We start from the raw sequence: 19,918 nt of genomic DNA on the forward strand, positions 1-19,918 counted from the left end.
AAATAACCCATTTTAATTGATTTGTCACATTTCCAAAAACATAAAAAAATCCTTTTATAACAAATACATACAAAAATACATAAGGATTTTAATTGAAAATTATCTGTTTTCATTAGATTCCTGTCGAAAATATTCGATCAGCAATAACACGACTCAGCTATTATTGCTGCGCCGCAAGAAAACAGACTGCTGTAAACCCTGTTATATTTTTTGAGAATAATCTTATTTTTATTTTATAAAGCACATTATTAAAACAGCAATAAAACGGGCGAAGATAACGTTTTTAATGCTTTATTCCTACGACTGGCATTTCCTTTAAACAAAGGCTGGGAACGGCATCAAGTCATCGCCAGCACACAAAACAAAGCGCAAGGCAGGATGAAAAAACGGGACGCCGGTTACCCGGACGTCCCGCCTGGCAGATCCCACCTGCTTGCTCAACAATCAGGTTTCTTGTTCTGGAGGTGCAGGGCCTGAGCAGCAAATTAATCTCCGCTCAGACCTGCCGTTCATGCGGTTACCACATCAGTCCAGCGCCCGCGTTGAAGCCCACATCGTGACCGCTGGTCGATACCCCTCCGCCCCAACTGATATTGCCTGTATTGGTGAGCGCCTTGAAGTTCACCGCCACGGCACCATAGCCTTTGTAGCCGCCGATCCCTACACCCAGCGCTTTTTTGCCGGGTGCGAGTGACGGCAGGTAAGTTCCCGACATCGCCATCGCCATCGCCACGCCCGAATAAGCCCGTCGCGCGACTTCGCTGACCTGCCCCTGGACACCGCGCAGTTGCTGCATGTTCGCCGCGTCGGTTGGGGCCGAGCCAGGCGCCACATTGGTGATCTGACGCTCCTTTCCCTGGGCGCCCACCGATACCGTGCTATCCCGGTCGGCAACCGAACCCTGACCAAGCGCTATGGCGTTATTAGCGGATGCCGATGTATCCGCGCCCAACGCCAGACTATTGGCGCCAGCCGCCGAAGCATTGGCGCCAACCGCAATGGCTTTTTCGCCGCCTGCGTCAGCCGTTGGGCCCACCACCAGGCTAGAAGCTCCTCTTCCAGGTTTAACCAGACCGTTATCGCCTCCTCCGATCTGGCTGTTCTCAACGCGGGTATTCAGACTGTCAACCCGGCCATTGAGCGTGTTGTACTGTTGCTGGAAGTCTTGCTGCAGCGCATACAACTGCCCCCCGTTCACGGCCTCGCGGCTGCCTGAAGCCAGAAGACCATCGTGGACGTTCGCCAGTACCGTGCCGTTTACCCCGCCCAGGGTCGCGCGTCCCAGACTCAGGTCGTCATACACAATGGCACTCAGCGCCTGGCCACTTGGGTCGACCAGGCCCACGGCCTTCAGCTGTGCAACTGTCACCGCATCGCTATCGTTCTTGCCGTTTGCCACGCCGCTCAGCACACGCAGGCCATCGGTGCCGGCGAAACTGACCGCCTGACCGCCAAGCCCATTCGCCACCAGGATATTGCCGCTCGTACTGTCCTGCGTCACGAGGCCAATCACACCATTATTGATGTTGTTGGTGATCTGGGTAATCGACGCCGAATTTTGCGTCAGCCGATCGTCCAGTTGTGAAATAGCCCCGCCCACCCCACTGACCGTTGTGCCACCGATTGCGTAGCTCGGCATCGTGATCGTGCCATCGGGATTCACCACGGCCCCGCCACCCAACGCGTTCGCCATGCTGCCCGACATGCCATACAACTGCGCACCGTTAAGCCCGTCGGTGCTAGCCGCACTGATCGCCCCGGGGGCGACACCGCGCAATTGCCGTGGGCCCTTCAAGCCGGTCAGATCGACGCTTGAGCCTTCGAGCGTTTTACCCACGGCGATGGCCTTGGTGATGGGATCCTGCTCCACCAGACCCAGCGAACCCGTGCTGATGTTGTTAACTGCCGTCTCAAGATTCGTGATGTCGCCGGTATTTTTAGCGATGTCTTTTGTGTTTTTGGTCGTCACGGTATCCAGGCTCGACAAGGCTGTACCCACGTTATTCGCGGTCGTGCCCTGAACGATATATGAGGGCGCTTTCAGCGTGCCGTCCGCATTGATCGTCGCACCTCCGCCCAGTGCATCGGTTACGCCGCTCAGTTGTGTCACGTTGACCGCGTCCATGGGCGATCCGCCTGCCTTCACGTTTGTCAGCGTTGTGCCATCCGCACCGCCACCCAGCGTCAGCTTGTCCTTCGCCGTGCTGTCGTACTTTGCCGCGAGGCCGTCCAGCGTGCTGAGACCCGTTTGCGCCGTTGTGGCCACGGTGTTCACCACATCAAGCTGGCCTTTGTTTACCGCATCCGTAACCGCTACGCCTGCTGCCACGCCATTCAACTGCCGCGCACCTGCCGTGCCTGTTAGGTCCACCGTCGTGCCTTCAAGGCCCTTGCCTACCGTGATTGCCTTGCTCGTCGCGTCTTGTTGCACCAGTCCTGTTGTGCCTGTGTTGATGTTGTTGACCGTCGTCTCAAGATTCGTGATGTCGCCGGTGTTTTTCGTTGTCGCTGTGTCCAGGCTCGACAGCGCTATACCCACGTTATTCGCGGTTGTGCCCTGAACGACATATGAGGGCGCTTTCAGCGTGCCGTCCGCATTGACCGCCGCGCCTCCGCCCAGCGCATCGGTTACGCCGCTCAGTTGCGTCACGTTTACCGCGTCCATGGACGATCCGCCTGCCTTCACGTTTGTCAGCGTTGTGCCATCTGCGCCACCGCCTAGCGTCAGCTTGTCTTTTGCTGTGCTGTCGTACTTCGCTGCGATGCCATCCAGCGTGCTGAGACCCGTTTGTGCCGTTGTGGCCACGGTGTTCACCACATCGAGCTGGCCTTTGTTTACCGCGTCCGTAGCCGCTACGCCTGCCTTCACATTGCTTAGCGTCGTGCCGTCCGTATCACCGCCTAGCGTCAGCTTGTCTTTTGCCGTGCTGTCGTACTTTGCCGCGAGGCCGTCCAGCGTGCTGAGACCCGTTTGCGCCGTTGTGGCCACGGTGTTCACCACATCGAGCTGGCCTTTGTTTACCGCGTCCGTAGCCGCTACGCCTGCTGCCACGCCATTCAGCTGCCGCGCACCTGCCGTGCCCGTTAGGTCCACCGTCGTGCCTTCAAGGCCCTTGCCTACCGTGATCGCCTTGCTCGTCGCGTCTTGTTGCACCAGTCCTGTTGTGCCTGTGTTGATGTTGTTGACCGTCGTCTCAAGATTCGTGATGTCACCGGTGTTTTTCGTTGTCGCTGTGTCCAGGCTCGACAGCGCTATACCCACGTTATTCGCGGTTGTGCCCTGAACGACATATGAGGGCGCTTTCAGCGTGCCGTCCGCATTGACCGCCGCGCCTCCGCCCAGCGCATCGGTTATGCCGCTCAGTTGCGTCACGTTTACCGCGTCCATGGACGATCCGCCTGCCTTCACGTTCGTCAGCGTCGTGCCATCCGCACCGCCGCCCAGCGTCAGCTTGTCCTTCGCCGTGCTGTCGTACTTCGCTGCAATGCCATCCAGTGTGTTGAGACCCGTCTGCGCCGTTGTGGCCACGGTATTCACCACATCGAGTTGGCCTTTGTTCACCGCATCCGTAGCCGCTACGCCCGCCTTCACGTTTGCTAGCGTCGTGCCATCTGCACCGCCATCCAGCGTCAACTTGTCTTTTGCCGTGCTGTCGTACTTCGCCGCGATGCCATTCAGCGTGTTGAGGCCTGTTTGCGCTGTTGTGGCCACGGTGTTCACCACATCGAGTTGGCCTTTGTTCACCGCGTCCGTAGCCGCTACGCCCGCCTTCACATTGCTCAGCGTCGTGCCGTCCGCACCACCGCCCAGCGTCAGCTTGTCCTTTGCTGTGCTGTCGTACTTCGCTGCGATGCCATCCAGCGTGCTGAGACCTGTTTGCGCCGTTGTGGCCACGGTATTCACCACATCGAGCTGGCCTTTGTTCACCGCATCCGTAGCCGCTACGCCTGCTGCCACGCCATTCAGCTGCCGCGCACCTGCCGTGCCCGTTAGGTCCACCGTCGTGCCTTCAAGGCCCTTGCCTACCGTGATCGCCTTGCTCGTCGCGTCTTGTTGCACCAGTCCTGTTGTGCCTGTGTTGATGTTGTTGACCGTCGTCTCAAGATTCGTGATGTCACCGGTGTTTTTGGTAGTCGCTGTGTCCAGGCTCGACAAGGCTGTACCCACGTTATTCGCGGTCGTGCCCTGAACGACATACGAAGGTGCTTTCAGCGTGCCATCCGCATTGACCGCCGCGCCTCCGCCCAGCGCATCGGTTACGCCGCTCAGTTGCGTCACATTTACCGCATCCATGGACGATCCGCCCGCCTTCACGTTTGTCAACGTCGTGCCATCCGCACCACCGCCCAGCGTCAGCTTGTCTTTTGCTGTGCTGTCGTACTTCGCTGCGATGCCATCCAGCGTGCTGAGGCCTGTTTGCGCCGTTGTGGCCACGGTGTTCACCACATCGAGCTGGCCTTTGTTCACCGCATCCGTAGCCGCTACGCCTGCTGCCACGTTTGCCAGCGTCGTGCCATCCGCACCACCGCCCAGCGTCAGCTTGTCCTTCGCCGTGCTGTCGTACTTCGCCGCGATGCCATCCAGTGTGTTAAGACCCGTCTGCGCCGTTGTGGCCACGGTGTTCACCACATCGAGCTGGCCTTTGTTCACCGCATCCGTAGCCGCTACGCCCGCCTTCACATTGCTCAGCGTCGTGCCGTCCGCACCTCCACCCAGCGTCAGCTTGTCCTTTGCTGTGCTGTCGTACTTCGCTGCGATGCCATCCAGCGTGTTGAGGCCCGTTTGTGCCGTCGTGGCCACGGTGTTCACCACATCGAGCTGGCCTTTGTTCACCGCATCCGTAGCCGCTACGCCTGCTGCCACGCCATTCAGCTGCCGCGCACCTGCCGTGCCCGTTAGGTCCACCGTCGTGCCTTCAAGGCCCTTGCCTACCGTGATCGCCTTGCTCGTCGCGTCCTGCTGCACCAGTCCTGTTGCACCTGTATTGATGTTGTTGACCGTCGTCTCAAGATTCGTGATGTCACCGGTGTTTTTAGCGATATCGCCGGTGTTTTTGGTCGTCACGGTATCCAGGCTCGACAGCGCTGTGCCCACGTTATTCGCGGTCGTGCCCTGAACGACATATGAGGGCGCTTTCAGCGTGCCGTCCGCATTGACCGCCGCGCCTCCGCCCAGCACATCGGTTACGCCGCTCAGTTGCGTCACGTTGACCGCATCCATGGGCGATCCACCCGCCTTCACGTTTGTCAGCGTTGTGCCATCCGCACCGCCACCCAGCGTCAACTTGTCCTTTGCCGTGCTGTCGTACTTCGCTGCGATGCCATCCAGCGTGTTGAGGCCTGTTTGTGCCGTCGTGGCCACGGTGTTCACCACATCGAGCTGGCCTTTGTTTACCGCGTCCGTAGCCGCTACGCCTGCCTTCACATTGCTCAGCGTCGTGCCATCCGCACCGCCACCCAGCGTCAACTTGTCCTTTGCCGTGCTGTCGTACTTTGCCGCAACGCCATTCAGCGTGTCGAGGCCCGTTTGCGCTGTGTCCGCTGCCATTTGCGCTGTTGCCGCTACCGTGTTGACCTCATCGAGCTGGCCCTTGTTCACCGCATCATTCGCTTCTGTACCATTCGTTACCTCCACGATCTGGCGTGACCCCACCGATACCGAGCGATCACGTGTCGCAGTTGTACCTCCCCCAAGCGCCACCGAAGATTGCCCTGTCGCAGTTGTACCTCTCCCAAGCGCCACCGAATATTGCCCTGTCGCAGTTGTATCTACCCCAAGCGCCACCGAATATTGCCCTTCCGCATTCGCATAAGACCCTATCGCCGTCGCGCTTCCTATCTTGGCATAGGCGTGAGCACCTACCGCAGTGTTGTATCCACCCGGGCCGATACTTTCTGCCACCGCTTCGGCTCCAAGCGCCGTGTTAAATCCTCCGCCTATAGCCGCGGCTTTTTCGCCCAGTGCCGTGTTCTTCGAAAAATCCGACTTCGCGCCCGAGCCAATCGCTATCGAGCTCGGGCCCGTCGCACTGGCCGCTGGGCCAGATGGTTCGATCGCAACGTACTTGGCCGTCATGTCCGCCTGCGTTTGCGCCTTGACGACTGCGGTATTCAAGGTCGAGTAAGCCATATCGAGCTGGCTCTTGTTGACCGCATCCAGCGCCACGGTGCCGGCTTTCACATTGCTCAGCGTCGTGCCGCCATCCGCCCCCCCCAGTGTCAGCTTGTCCTTCGCCGTGCTGTCGTACTTCGCCGCAATGCCTTCCAGCGCGTTGACGTCAGTCTGCGCGGCACTCGCCATGCTTTGCGCCGCCGTTACCGCCTTGCCCAGCGTCGTGTTGACCGTATCGAGCTGCACCTTGTTGACCGCGTCCAGTGCTGCTGTGCCCGCTTTCACATTGCTCAGCGTCGTGCCGCCATCCGCCCCCCCAGTGTCAGCTTGTTCTTCGCCGTGCTGTCGTACTTCGCCGCGATTCTGTCCAGCGCAACGACCCCGGACTGCGCCGTGTCCGCTGTCGCCTGTGCCGCCTGCGCCGCCTTGCTCAGCGTCGTGTTGACCGTATCGAGCTGGCTCTTGTTGACCGCATCCAGCGCCACGGTGCCTGCTTTCACATTGCTCAGCGTCGTGCCGCCATCCGTCCCCCCCAGTGTCAGCTTGTTCTTCGCCGTGCTGTCGTACTTCGCCGCGACGCCGTCCAGCGTAACGACCCCGGACTGCGCCGTGTCCGCTGCCGCCTGTGCCGCCTGCGCCGCCTTGCTCAGCGTCGTGTTGACCGTATCGAGCTGACTCCTGTTCACCGCGTCCTTTGGCGCTATGCCATTTTTCACGTTGCTCAACGTCGTGCCGTCGGCACCTCCCCCCAGCGTGACCTTGTCCTTCGACATGCCGTCGTATGTCACGCTAATGCCATCCAGCAATTTGAGCCCGTCCTGTGCCTTGTCCGCTGTCGCTTGCGCCGCGGTTGTCGCATCGCTTAACGTGTCGAACTGGCCCTTGTTCACCGCATCCTTTGCGTTTGTGCCTGCCGCTAACCCTGACAGCAAAACGCCGTTTTCCGTGGCACTCGCGGTAAGCACATTCACATTCTCCTTATCTGGCGACAAGGCAAGACTCATCTTTCCGGGTGTCAGCAGCAGGCCAGCATGATTGACACCATCGTCAACGCTCATGAGCGCGTAATTCGATACTCCCGGGGGGCGTAGGGGGGGGTGGTACAGCCTGTTTTTGTCCCGCTGGAATTAAGCTGGAAGGTTTCTAATCCATCTTTAACGCAAAAATTGCTGCCATACGCCATGGACGAAAATGAGGCAATAACCAGGGAAGATCCAAACAATAAAGCCCTGCATCCAGTCACCATGGGTAAAATAGAATTTGTAACAATTAATTTTGCGGCACGATTTTTACGCCGTCCTTTTGCATTTTCTTGAACCGCCATCCAGGTAGACGTTGCCTGATTCCATACTGTGCGATAGATCTTATTCATAATAACCCTCGGAAATGTTTATTTTAGAACCGCAGAATATCGCGGTTCCCAGGGTTTAAATGAATAGGACTGGTCTTAATATTCGTCAGACCTTTAATTATTATGCATTGTCTGCCACAGTTAATTCTAGTTACACAATTAACCTTTAAATACAATCACTTAAAATATTAGTTGCAGAAATTTCCTAATCTATAACAAGAACCCTGTAAACGCATAAAAAATAAATATAAGATAGAAAGAAATGCAACATTCAGAGTATTTTTTCTGTTATTCGAAATATCCCACCAGGAAAAATTACAGTTATGCCACGATTAAATCAGATCAAGCCAGGATTGTTTTAAGACTTATCTCATCAGATCCAGCCTCAATTAATCATCAATATTTAAACGGCATTAAAATGAATGTCGCATCCCGACACGTACATTCGCCTGGGAAGGGGTAGATGACGGCGCAAAGCTATAACCAATTACCGCATTCACGCCCTGCGTGGCCTTCAGATAATCGCTGGACAAATAAATATCCGTCCGTTTGGACAGCAGGTAATGTATGCCAAATGAAACCTGATTCCAGTGGTGCCCTTCAAAGCGGCTGTACTGATACCCCCCGATCGCGCTCAATGCGGCCGTGATCTGCCAGTTCGCCCCACCTTCCAGCACTTTCATGACCGAAGCGACGCCGAAGGCGTTGAGCGTCGTATAGGTGAAATTGCCCATCAGAGTCACGTTTCCCAGCGCATAGCTCGAACCGATGCCAAATGTTGCTTGCCGCTCCAGCGCAAACGGCTGGCGGGCATAGAGGTCGGTCAGCGTCCCGCTCACTGGGTCCACGTTGACCGTCGCCTGGCCGAGGAAGGTCCGCGTGCCGAGCATCGCGTAAGGATCGAAGGCGTAGATGCCGTGCGGCTGGTTCAGTTGCGTATAGGCCGCACCGAGCGTGAACGGCCCATTCGCGTAATGCGCGCCAAAGCTATAGGCGCTATAGCGATGGAAATCGCCTGCCATGCCGCCAAACGAAAACATCGCACCCAGCTTCAGGCCAGCCATTTCATCAGAGAGATATTTCAGCGCGTTGGGCAAGCGGTCGCCATTGAAGCGGTCGAAATCGCCCTGGTGGATCGCGTAGCCGCTAGCCCAGCCGGAGACGTTATAGGACGTCACCATTTCGTTCGTCATATCCAGCTGGTTGCCAAACGACAGTGTGCCCCACGCACCGTGCACCCCAACGTAAGCCTGGCGTCCAAACTGCGCACCGCCAAAGCCGAGTTGTCCATTGCCGAGGCGAAAACCGCTTTCCAGCACAAACACGGCATCTAGCCCGGCGCCAAGGTTTTCGCGTCCCTTGATGCCCCAGCGGTTGCCGTAGGACACGCCATCGTCGAACTTCGTCACATAAGCGCCGCCGGTATTGCTGACATAGGTCATGCCAGCATCCAGCACGCCGTAAAGCGTGATGCTGCCTTGCGCGCGGCTAGCCCCGGAGATTGCGCTCAGCGTGCAGGCCAGCGCGATTGCGGCCACGGTGCGAGTGGCAGAGGGAGAAGAAAGGGAAGATGAAGTTGATGTCGCTTGCATTGCCTGGGCCTCCTGTCCTATCGAAGATGGAGGCACAGTACAAGCCCATATTTCGTCTCACGCAAAGCGATACGACAGGCACGGATGCCAGGGCGACAGGGGCAACCCGGCGGCAAACCGGGCTTGAGAGGGATAACTGCGAGGACTAACTGCGAGGGTTAATTACGAGGGTTAATTACGAGGGTTAATTACGAGGGTTAATTACGAGGGTTAACTACGAAGACACACTACGTCTGCCCAGCGAGCCACGTTCGCACCCGCCCAGGATGCATGGCCAGCCACGCCTCAGCCGCCGCCGCGGGCGTGGCGCCGCGTTCGATGGCGAGCATGATGGCGTCGATCTCACCGGGCTGCCACTGAAACCGTTCGAGAAATGCCACCACGGGTTGCGCCCGGCTCTCAAACCCTGCATGAATCACGTTATCGACATGTTCGGCCGCGCCATAGATCTGCTTGGGATCATCAAGAAACTTCAGCTTCCACTTCGCAAACATCCAGTGTGGTGCCCACCCGGTCACGACGACCGGCTTGCTTGCCTGCATCGCACGCGCCAGCTCGATGGTCATGGCGCTGCCGGAGCTAGGTATCAGTGTGTAATCGAGCGCATAGGCTTTGAGCGCATCGCTGGTTTTTTGCATCACGCCCGAGCCCGCGTCGATGCCGATAATGCGCGCGCCATAACGCGCCCTGCTCGCAGCCAGATCGGCAATGCTGGTTTCAGGCATGGCAGCGGGAACAATCAGTCCAATCCTGGCGTTGGGGAAATTCGCTCCGAGGTCTTTTACCTTGTGCTGGAACTGTGTCCAGTACGCCCCCTGGGTCACGGGCCGCCAGGCGGAAAGCGTGACATCCAGATCACCGCGCGCCACGCCTTGCCACATGATTCCGGCAGCCACGGCAATAAGTTGCACCGGATAGCCCAGACGCTTTTCGATCACCTGGGCTGCGATATTCGAGGTCGCCACGCTGTCATCCCAGCCCTCGACATAGCCAATCCGGATCACCGGTTTGGCTAGCCTGGCAGGTATAGCGTCTGTGCCGGCTTGTGCCGGAGCGCTCAATGGGGTCAACAGGACAGCACCCAGCATCCTGCAACAGACCGCCCTTCTTTCGCCGTTCATGATCACGCTCCTGTCAAGTCGTCGTTACGATGAATGCCTGACATCGTTAATCAGACCGCCTGGGTGACGCTTTCCGCTCAACGGCGACGAAGGACGATCGGCGCTGAGAGCCATCACGCAACCTACTTGTCGATGACGAGATCGGAGCGCGGCGTGCTGCAACACAGCAGCACCATCCCCTGATCTATTTCGCGCTGGCGAATGCCGCCGTTGTGCTTCATCTCGACTGCGCCGGAGACCAGCTTGACCTTGCAGGTGCCGCACATGCCTTGCGTACATGACGCGGGCAGGCGCAAGCCCGCTTGCCGGGCGGCATCGAGCACCGGCTGGCCGCTGGCGCAGACGATCTCGCGCTGGCTCCGGGTAAAGCTCACCGCGAAAGTTTCCCGGGCGGAGGCTTCTCCTGGGGCTGCTTCAGGTGTACCCGGGGGCTGATCCGCGGCGACCTCGTTCGTGGCCCGCGCCGTCAGGGTCTCGAACGAAAAACTCTCTTCGTGATAGTGCTCGGGATCAAAGCCCGCTTCGTCCAGTAGCGCCCGCACGGCTTGCATATAGGGCGCGGGGCCGCAAACAAAAACCTCGCGTCCGGCAAAGTCGGGAGCAATCAGCCGCAGCAAGGGCAGCGTTAGCCAACCCGTCACCCCGGCCCAGTTCGTTCGCGTCCCCAAGCGCTCGCAGACAAACGAGGTACGAAAATGGCGCTGGTTCGCGGCGATCAGGTCCAGCTCGCGGGCAAAGATGATGTCGTCCGGCGTGCGGGCGCTATGCACGAAAACGATATCTCGATCTTCGTTGAGTTCGTGATAAGTGCGGCTCATCGCCATCAACGGAGTAATGCCCGAGCCTGCCGAGAGAAACAGATACTTGCGCGCCGGATGCCGTGCGCAGGTGAAATCGCCAGCGGGCGCGAGCATGCGTACGCTCGCGCCCGCCTGAAGCTTGTCGTGCAGCCAGTTCGACACCTTGCCGCCAGGCACCCGCTTCACGGTGATCGAAAACGTGTGGGGCCGTGTCGGTGGCGACGAGATCGTGTAGCAGCGGTTGACGTGCTCACCGTCAATCTCGAGTTCAAGCGTGATGAACTGTCCCGGCTCGAAAACAAAGGCCCGCCCCAGGGGCGAGCGAAAGAAGAAACTTTTGACGTCGTGGGTTTCCTCCCGCACCTGACAGCAGAGCAACGCTTCTTCCTCTTCGCAGTTCCAGCGCGCGGGCAAGGCATGCCAGAACTGCGGCTGGGCCAACCGGCCGAGGGCAGGCTCGCTCGCCAGGGTTGCCGCATCGCGCATCATGATTGGCTCCACTTGCTGGTTTGGCATCACGTTGTGAGGCGAGTGCTGGCTGCGCGCCCGCCACGATAGGCACGGCAGCGTAGCCAGCGGAAATGACAGGTTTTATCCGGTCTGGCACTGTAGCGAACGTTTGCTAGCACGGCCCATGGACCCACTCAGCTTGATTCAACGGGTTGTCTATTGAAACTGTGGAACCGTGGAGCTGCGGCTATTTAGCGGGTTAAGTGCTATCGCTCAGGCTTATACAACGCTGTGCATCGGCTGCAGGACGGGCTCACCCGCATGTCGCTCAACCGGCGCCAGATCACGTCCAGATTGGGGGAGGCGCTCAAGATAGGCGGCCAGGCGGCTGATATACCAGCTGCTGAATTTTTCCACGAGCCCTTCGGTGTAAGGCGAATACGGTCCTGGCTCATAAGCGCTACCCGACACGCCCCGCTGCGAATACTCGACCAGCACCCGGTCTTGATCGTTAGTTGCGTTCCAGACCGCCATCAGATTTTCCACGTCGTAGTCGATGCCTTCTTTCGCCTCGCGGTGCACTAGCCATTTCGTTCGCACCAGGGTTTTGCTGGCGGAGAGTGGCAATACCGAGAACGTCACGATGTGATCGCTCATGAAGTGGTGCCAGGCGTTCGGCTGGGTCCAGAACGACAGCCCACCGAGATCGGCATTACGGAATTCGCCCAGCAGTTTTTTCGAGGCGATTTTGGCATCGAGCGTTTGCGATTCGCCGCTGCGATCGAGCGGCAGACGCTGGGTGCGAAAACCCGTGATAGCGGAAAGCTGATCCATTTCCGTTGACGGCAAATTGAGCGCACCCCACTGTGCATTGCGCATCGCGCACGTGCGTTCGAACTCGGCCATGCCCTCGGCGTTCGTCACGCCGGGCTGATAACCAAAGCCGTATTCGTAAAGCGAGATCGTGAGTTCGGGATGATTGGCCACGCAGTGGTAACACTCGCGGTTGTTCTCCATGGTGAGCTTCCAGTTGCTCTCTTCGATGAGGTCGACGGCCGCGGCGATCTTGCAGTTGAACAGATCGTGTGGCAGCAGATAGGGCTCCATCACCGCGCGCATCGAGGCGAAATCGGTAGGCGGCGAGTCGGCCAGACAGACGAAAATCAGCCCTGCCAGGTTCTCGACATGAACCGGTTTGAGGTTGTGCTTGCCGTGATCGAACCGTTCACCCATGTGTTCGGCGAACATCAGCCGGCCACTCAGGTTGTAGGTCCAGCTGTGATAGGGGCAAACGATATTGCCTAGCGAGCCGCGCGCTTCGTTGCACAGGCGCGAGCCACGATGTCGGCAGATGTTATGAAACGCCCGCACCTGCATGTCGTCATCGCGCACGATGAGGATCGAGTCATGGCCCAGTTCGACTGTCACGTAATCGCCCGCTTCGGGAATGTCGGGTTCAACGGCGACATAGATCCAGTGCTCGCGGAAGATCGCCTGCAAATCAAAAGCAAAAATGGCTTCGCTCAGATAAAACGGCGCTTCAAGGCTATAGCCCGGTTGCCGCCGCTCGACGAGCGCGCGAATGTCAGCCATCAGGTTCATCACTGCTCCCGGAATGCGGGGGCCTTCAGCGGGCACCCTTTAATCGTTGATGAGTTGATGCTCGCGTAAATAATCGAGAATCGCTTGCGCTTTTTCGACTGAACTTCCTTCAATTACGACGCTACCGCCCCGGCTTTCGGTGGTGGTCGCCGAGCGCATGCGGGCAGCGCCCGAGCGTTTTTCCGGGGCGGTGAGTTTCACGGCCTGGCGCGGTGTGGACACGATGCGCCAGGCATGGGTTTCGTTGTGTTCAGGCGCATCGCCGGAAGGGTTTTGTGCGAGCGCGAGCGCGGGCAAGGCCATGTCAACCGAGCCCGCGCGTGAGCGGGCGTAGGCATAGCGTGGCGTGGCGCTGGCAAGCGGGTGAATCGCCAGCACGGCAGGCAGCGTGACGCTCACCTTGCGCCGCCGCCCTTGCGGCAAAAACTGTCGCGCGGCAATGCGCTGGCCGTCATCGCTCAGATGCGCTTCGACCACGGCGCCGAGCAGCGGATAATCCAGCGCGGCGGCGATCTGGTAAGGCAGCAGCCCGCTATCGAAAGCGCCTTCGGCACAGGTGCCGGTGAGGATCAGGTCGTAGCCGCGCACGTGCATGGCCAGCAGCGCCGCTACATCATCACGCGTGCTATCGCAACACAGCACATCGACGCGGGCAGCGCCCAGCGCCAGATAGTCTTCGAGCGCGGGATGAGCGGGGTTGCCCGCATGGATGACATCGAGTTGCGCAGCATGGTGTTGCGCAAGATGACGGGCGATTTCAAGCGCGAGGGCATCATTGCGGCTATACCGTGGCGCGCCATTCAGCGGGTGGCATCCCACGGATACCAGCACCGCGATCCGTTGCAAGACGTGGCTCATGCGGGGACTCCTTCACGCTGTGGATCTGGCTCAAAGGGCAGGAGCAGGGGCAGCGCCGCGCCTGCCGGTGGAGAGCCCAAACCGGAAACCATGGCCTGCGCTTCGCATTCGTCCGCGCACGGCGCATGGTCTTGAGCTTGGCCTTTATCTTTAGCCAGCATGTCGAGCAGCGAGGCCATCGTCGCCTGGGCATCGTCCACGATGGCCAGGTTCGCGCGTTTGACCATGGGCGCGCTGCGATCGAGGTTCACCGCGATCACATGACGGCAATCCTTGATCCCTTGCAAATGCTGGACCGCGCCTGAAATGCCAAACGCGAGATACACGCTCGCGCTCACGGTTTTGCCGGTCGCGCCAATCTGCCTGTCGCGGGCAAAAAGCCCGTTATCCACGGCCACGCGGCTCGCCCCCATCGCCGCGCCCAGCTTGCCTGCGAGTGTTTCGAAGAGGGCGACATCGGTCACGCCATGACCCGCCGAGACGATAAAGTCGGCCTCTTCAAGCGCGACTTGCGCGGCGTCGATCTCGTCGATGCCTTCATCGAAATAACACGCGTGATGCCTGTCCCTGTTCGTCTGTGTGCCGGAACCCACCGTCGTGGCCAGCTCGATGCGCTCGCCCGCGCCGACGAACGGCAAGCGTGAATCCACCGCCCCCGCCTCCAGCAAAATCATTTTGGGCCATGCGCGCGTGGCAAACGCGCGCTTGGCGTGGAGCCGCACACCTATATGCTGCGCCCCGAGCTCCACGCCATGACACGCAATGCTCAGGCGAGCCCGCGCGGCGTAGCGGCGGCCAAGGTCGCCATCGCCCGTGCTGTTATCCGGCATCAGGATGTGGCGCGGTGCAACCTGTTCGACGCAAGCGGCAAGCATCTGCAATTCGTGTTGCGGCGCGAAGATGCGGGTGTCGAACCCGGGCAGCACGATGATCTGGTCTGCGCCCAGCGCGGCGGCATCGTCCTTGAGTTCGCCGAATACCAGCAGCACCACTTGAGTTTCGCTGTCGGCCATCAGCGCGGCAGCGGCGAGGGCCTGGCAAGCATGGTCATCCAGTGCGCCGCGCTCGCTATGCAGCGCCACCAGCAGCGCATGCCGTGGTTGCGTCACCTGACGCCGCGGCTTGCTGGCTGCCTGGCCATGCCCGCCTGGGACATCCGGGGCGTTTGGCTTCAGCGGAGCCTTGCCCGATGCGGCAACAGCCAGCGCCGCGCCGGGGGCGCCGGACATCACACGGCGCAGTCCATCGGGCGTCAGCATGAACGGCCGGCGCGGATTGATCCGCTTGAGCGGGGCATTCCTGTTCATCAGGTTCACTCCAGTGCAGCTGCAACCAGTTCTGCGATGTCGAGTACTTCGGGGCGCGGCCCGACAACGCCTTCGAGCATCGCGGTGCAGTTCGGACAAGCGACGGCGACAATCTCCGCACCCACCGCACGCGCATCGGCCACGCGGAGATCCGGAATGCGCTGCTGCCCCGGAATATCGGTTAGCGGCGCCCCACCGCCTCCCCCGCAGCATCGGCCCTGCTTGCCATGGCGCGCCATCTCGATCACCTCGATGCCCAGCCTTTGCAACAGTTGCCGGGGAGCTTGCGTCTCGCCGTTATAGCGGCCGAGATAGCACGGGTCGTGATAGGTGATGCGTTGTTCCTGCCAGGCCTCAAGCGCTTTCGGCGCCAGCTTGCCCGCCACGATCAGCGATGCGATCAGGCTCGTGTGATGCAGAACCTCAAAGCGTGCCCCGAGCGCGCGATATTCGTTGCGCAAGCTGTGCATCACATGTGGGTCCGCCGTCACGATGCGTTTAAAGTCGAGCGTGAGCAGCGTGCCCATCAGCCGCCGCGCCAGAAGCTGGAACGTCGCTTCATCGCCCAGGCGGCGTGCCACGTCGCCGGTATCGGTTTCGGCGCTACCCAGTAGCGCGTAATTCACGCCGGCATGGTTCAGCACTTTGAGCAAGGCGCGCAGCGTGCGCTGGTAACGCATGTCGAATGCGCCCTCGCCTGCGACAAGCAGCACATCGACCGCCTGGCCGGGCTGCGCTACCGGTGCGTTCAGATCAATCGCCCAGTCGTAGCGCGCGGTGTTGTCGTAACCGCCTGCCGTGCCGGTTTCGCGCAGGTTCGCCAGCACTTGCGGCCCTTTGCCTGGGACGGCGCCGAGCGTGAGGGTCTGGCTACGGCGCATATCGACGATGGCATCGACATGTTCGATCAGCATCGGACACTCCTGCACGCAGGCGCGGCAAGTCGTGCAGGACCAGAGCGTTCCGGCTTCGATCAGCCCCGGCACGAGCGGGCCATGAGGCACGCCGCGATGCTGCCCTGGCGCGATGCCAGGCGCCGGACGGCCTGCATAGGCGGCATCGCTGCCGCCGGTCATACCGGTGACAAGATCCTGAACCAGCTTCTTCGGATTCAATGGCTGGCCCGAGGCGAACGCCGGACACGCGGCTTCGCATTTGCCGCACTGCACGCAGGCATCGAAGCTCAAAAGCTGGTTCCAGCGAAAATCAGCGGGCTGGCTCACGCCGTACTCTTGCGCGGCCAGCGTGGGCATCTTGAGTGCGGTGGGGGGAAGCGCCGTGGCGGGCAAGGTGCCGGACGCGGCGAAACGCTCCTGGCGAGAATGAAACGCCAGATGCAGGAGCCCCGCGAGCGCATGTTTCATCGGCCCACCGCGCGCCGCGCCCAGTGTCAGCGCATAGGCGCCCGCGGCCAGCAACAGCACGCACAGCAGCGCCAACGCGCCCGACATCACCTGCGGCGGCACGGCCATCAAGAGCGTCAACCCCAGCGCGAAGGCCGCCAGCCAGAGCGGCAACGTATTCCACGAGCCGCGCGAGAGCCGCTCCGGCATGCCGCGCTTGCCATACCGCCGATACCCGACGCAAGCCACCCCCCCGAGCATCACCAGCGCGGCGAGCAAAATCAGCCGGTCCAGCCACGGCGAATACAGCGCCAGGCCGTAGTTCACGAACACCAGCACCAACGCGCTCAGCGCCCCTCCGGCCGTGGCGACATGGGCACGAGCGATATAAGGATCACGCGCCACCACCTGATGCAAATCGACGAAGTAGCGTTTGGGAATGGTCAGCAGTTGCACGAAGCCCAACGCGCCGGGCTCGGCCGCACGCCCCAGACGCCAGTAAGCGGCACGGCGCGCCACGGCCCATGCCAGGCTGGCAAGCGCGAGCCACAGCAATAGCGAGATCAGGAACGCTAGGCTCATGACTAAAAATCCTTGCAAAGACGCAGCGCGTCGTAAATCGCCCCGTGGATGTTGTGCATCGAAATGCAGTCGCCCACGCGAAACAGCAGAAAACGCCCCGCGCCCAGCGTTTGCGTCAGACAGGGTTGCGGCTGCGCGGCGAAAAGCGCCTGCACGTCGGTCTGGCCACGGTTGAGCGATTCGGGCTTGAGTGCCCAATAGAGCGCATCGTTCGGGATACTGCCGTTTTCGATCACGATCTGGTCGACAGCGCGTTCTTCCTGCTCGTCGGTGTATTCGTTGCGCAGCACGGCGATCTTCTTGTCGTCCTCGGCATAGACACGCTCGAGCCAGTAATTCGGCGTATGGATCACGCCCAGCGCATACAGGCGGCGATAGAAGATCGGGAACGTTGTGCCGCCCACGTCATCGGCAATCTTTACATCGGGCGTGACGATCTCGACATCCGAGCCACGGCTAGCGATGAAATCAGCTACGCCCGCGCCCGCATGCGTGCTGACGCCGTCGTACACCAGCACATGCGGACGCAGGGCAACGCGGCCTGCGAGCACCTCCCATGAACTCACGGCGAGGCCCTCCTGCACGCCCCAGGCACTGACTTGCTGGGTGTAACTGGAGCCACCCGTGGCCAACACCACGATGTCGGGCTGCTGCGCGAGAATCTGCGCCGCATCCGCTTTGATCCCCAGACGCCGTACTACGCCGAGACGTTTCGTTTCCATGTCGAACCAGCGCACGATGCCCGCCATCTGCTCGCGCTGCGGCGCTTTGGCTGCTAGCGTAATTTGCCCGCCCACCGTATCGGCTTGCTCGAACAGCACCACCTCATGGCCGCGCAAGCGCGCCACGCGCGCCGCTTCAAGCCCTGCCGGCCCTGCGCCGACCACGACGATGCGGCGCTTCGGACCACGCGATTTGCCGATGACGTGCGGCATCGTCGCCTCACGCGAGGTCGCGGCGTTCTGCACGCAGAGCACATCGAGCCCGTTGTACTGGCGATCGATGCAATAGTTCGCGCCGACGCATTGCCTGATCTCGTCTTCGCGGTCTTCGCGGATCTTGAGCACCATATGCGGGTCGGCAATCTGCGCGCGTGTCATGCCAACCAGGTCGACCATGCCCGTGGCGAGCAAACGTTCGGCCTGCCCTGCGTCACGGATGCTCTGCGCGTGCATCACCGGCAGCGTCACCACCGCCTTGATTCCCGCCGCCAGATGCACGAACGGCTCAGGCGGCAGCGCCATCGGCGGCATGCAGTTGGCCAGCGTATTGTGCGTATCCGCCCCCGAGCCGATCACCCCGAGGTAATCAATCAAGCCGGTTTCGGCCATGGCCTGAGCGATTTCCTTGAGTTGCCCATGATCAAGACCGTCCTCATGGAACTCGTCGCCACACATGCGCAGGCCCACGCAAAAATTTGCCCCAACCGCCTCGCGCACCGCTTGCAGCACTTCGATGCCAAAGCGCAGGCGGTTGCTCAGGCTGCCACCCCATTCGTCGTTGCGGAAGTTGGTGCGCGGGCTCCAGAACTGGTCGATCAGATGCTGGTGTGCCGCGGAGATTTCGATGCCATCCATGCCGGCTTGCTGCACGCGCCGGGCCGCCGCCGCGAAATCGCCGATGATGCGGCGCATCTCCTCGACCTCGATGATCTTGGCGTTGCCCCGATGAACCGGCTCGCGCACACCAGAAGGCGATACCAGGTGGGGCCAGTGTTCGCCATGAAAAGCCGAGCGGCGTCCCATATGCGTGGCCTGGATCATGATCTTCGCGCCGTGGCGATGCATCGCCTCCGTCAGGCGAGCCAATGGCTCGACAACCTGATCGACGGCGAGATTGACCGATTTCCACCAGCCTTGCGGGCTATCGAGCGAAACCGGGCTTGAACCGCCACACACAGCAAGGCCGACTCCTCCTTTGGCTTTTTCCTCGTAGTAGCGGATATAGCGCTCGCCGGGCATCCCTCCCGGCTCGGCGTAAACCTCGGCATGAGCGGTACTGACGATCCGGTTGCGCAGCGTCAAGTGATTGAGCGTCAGCGGTTTGAAGAGATTCGGATAGCGCATTGCGGCGACCTTGGGCAAGGATCGGTGGGACGAGGTATTTTTTCGGCTTCCAGCAACGGCAACGGCAACGGCAAGCTCACAACGTCAGCGGTGAAACTTCAAACACGCAATGATCGTGGCCTTCGGCCGCGCACCGCACTTCGCGCGCAATGGCCCGGGGCGGTACGTCAGGACACGCGTCCCGGCGCGGGCGGGTGTCGTTCACCCAGTCCATCGCACCGGCGAACCAGCCCGCGAACATGTAGCAAAGCTGGCCTTCCTTGTCGGGCTGCGCCAGCACGAACGACGAATGACGCAACCCGATGCGCGCCCGCGCCTGCGTGGACTCCGCTTCGATCAGCGAGAACTGTCCCCAGCCACGTTGCGACAAACGCCGCAGATAATGTTCGAACACCGCCATGCCGCTTAAAGCCTGCTGTTTGGCTTCCTTGTCGCACCAGTACCAGGCCGACTTGTAGCCCGCCCGGTACAGGATCTCGGCGTAGGTATCGCGGCCCAGCGCGTCTTCGACAGCAACATGGTTATTGGTGAAAAAATGCCGGGGCACATACAGCATCGGCAGTGCGTCGGTGGTCCAGACGCCGGTATCAGGATCGACGTCGATGGGGAGTTGGGGATGCATGGGCTTTGTCTCGCGGTTTTTATCTGTGCTTTATCGGTACCTTGCTGGCACCTTGCTGGTACCTTCAGAGCACGCACTCATTCTCTCAACGTCGCAACAAGACAGGAATTAT

The 19,918-nt window shown here is 60.3% G+C and carries 11 protein-coding genes and 1 pseudogene; all 12 read right to left on the bottom strand.

Annotation, left to right across the window (positions count from 1 at the left end; all coding sequences use genetic code 11):
• Nucleotides 1-517: 517 nt before the first annotated feature.
• The gene (locus GH657_RS16185) at nt 518-6,397 is read right to left on the bottom strand and encodes a YadA-like family protein (protein WP_153102057.1); all 5,880 of its coding nucleotides are present in this window, start codon (nt 6,395-6,397) and stop codon (nt 518-520) included.
• A 5-nt stretch (nt 6,398-6,402) separates the two neighbouring features.
• Nucleotides 6,403-7,170, bottom strand: coding sequence for a hypothetical protein (locus GH657_RS16190; RefSeq protein WP_153102058.1), 768 nt, complete (start codon nt 7,168-7,170; stop codon nt 6,403-6,405).
• A complete protein-coding gene (locus GH657_RS16195) occupies nt 7,167-7,484 on the bottom strand; it encodes an ESPR domain-containing protein (RefSeq protein WP_153102059.1) in 318 nt (105 codons plus the stop codon). Before GH657_RS16195 ends, GH657_RS16190 begins: the two co-directional genes overlap by 4 nt.
• 392 nt (nt 7,485-7,876) lie before the next feature.
• A complete protein-coding gene (locus GH657_RS16200) occupies nt 7,877-9,055 on the bottom strand; it encodes a porin (protein ID WP_153102060.1) in 1,179 nt (392 codons plus the stop codon).
• Between the two features lie 227 nt (nt 9,056-9,282).
• Nucleotides 9,283-10,143 carry a glycine betaine ABC transporter substrate-binding protein gene (locus GH657_RS16205; RefSeq protein WP_425495771.1) on the bottom strand — a complete coding sequence of 287 codons (861 nt, stop codon included), beginning with the start codon at nt 10,141-10,143 and terminating at the stop codon, nt 9,283-9,285.
• Nucleotides 10,144-10,298: 155 nt separating this feature from the next.
• Entirely contained in the window at nt 10,299-11,465 is a 1,167-nt protein-coding gene (locus GH657_RS16210) for an FAD-binding oxidoreductase (protein WP_153102062.1), read from the bottom strand.
• A 240-nt stretch (nt 11,466-11,705) separates the two neighbouring features.
• Nucleotides 11,706-13,028 carry an aromatic ring-hydroxylating oxygenase subunit alpha gene (locus tag GH657_RS16215; protein WP_153102063.1) on the bottom strand — a complete coding sequence of 441 codons (1,323 nt, stop codon included), beginning with the start codon at nt 13,026-13,028 and terminating at the stop codon, nt 11,706-11,708.
• A 39-nt stretch (nt 13,029-13,067) separates the two neighbouring features.
• On the bottom strand, nt 13,068-13,886 hold the full coding sequence (locus GH657_RS16220) for an electron transfer flavoprotein subunit beta/FixA family protein (RefSeq protein ID WP_153102064.1): 819 nt from the start codon (nt 13,884-13,886) through the stop codon (nt 13,068-13,070).
• A gap of 113 nt (nt 13,887-13,999) precedes the next feature.
• Nucleotides 14,000-15,193 (bottom strand): annotated as a pseudogene (locus GH657_RS16225) (electron transfer flavoprotein subunit alpha/FixB family protein); the annotation flags it as partial.
• 5 nt (nt 15,194-15,198) lie between these two features.
• The gene (locus tag GH657_RS16230; protein ID WP_153102066.1) at nt 15,199-17,118 is read right to left on the bottom strand and encodes a (Fe-S)-binding protein; all 1,920 of its coding nucleotides are present in this window, start codon (nt 17,116-17,118) and stop codon (nt 15,199-15,201) included.
• Nucleotides 17,119-17,120: 2 nt separating this feature from the next.
• Nucleotides 17,121-19,184, bottom strand: a complete 2,064-nt coding sequence (locus tag GH657_RS16235) for an NADH:flavin oxidoreductase (protein WP_153102067.1) — start codon at nt 19,182-19,184, stop codon at nt 17,121-17,123.
• 76 nt (nt 19,185-19,260) lie between these two features.
• Nucleotides 19,261-19,806: a DUF5943 domain-containing protein gene (locus tag GH657_RS16240; protein ID WP_153102068.1), complete on the bottom strand. Its 546-nt coding sequence runs from the start codon at nt 19,804-19,806 to the stop codon at nt 19,261-19,263.
• Nucleotides 19,807-19,918: the final 112 nt, after the last annotated feature.

Origin of the sequence: Paraburkholderia hayleyella (assembly GCF_009455685.1) — a bacterium.
Classification (GTDB): Bacteria; Pseudomonadota; Gammaproteobacteria; order Burkholderiales; family Burkholderiaceae; genus Paraburkholderia; species Paraburkholderia hayleyella.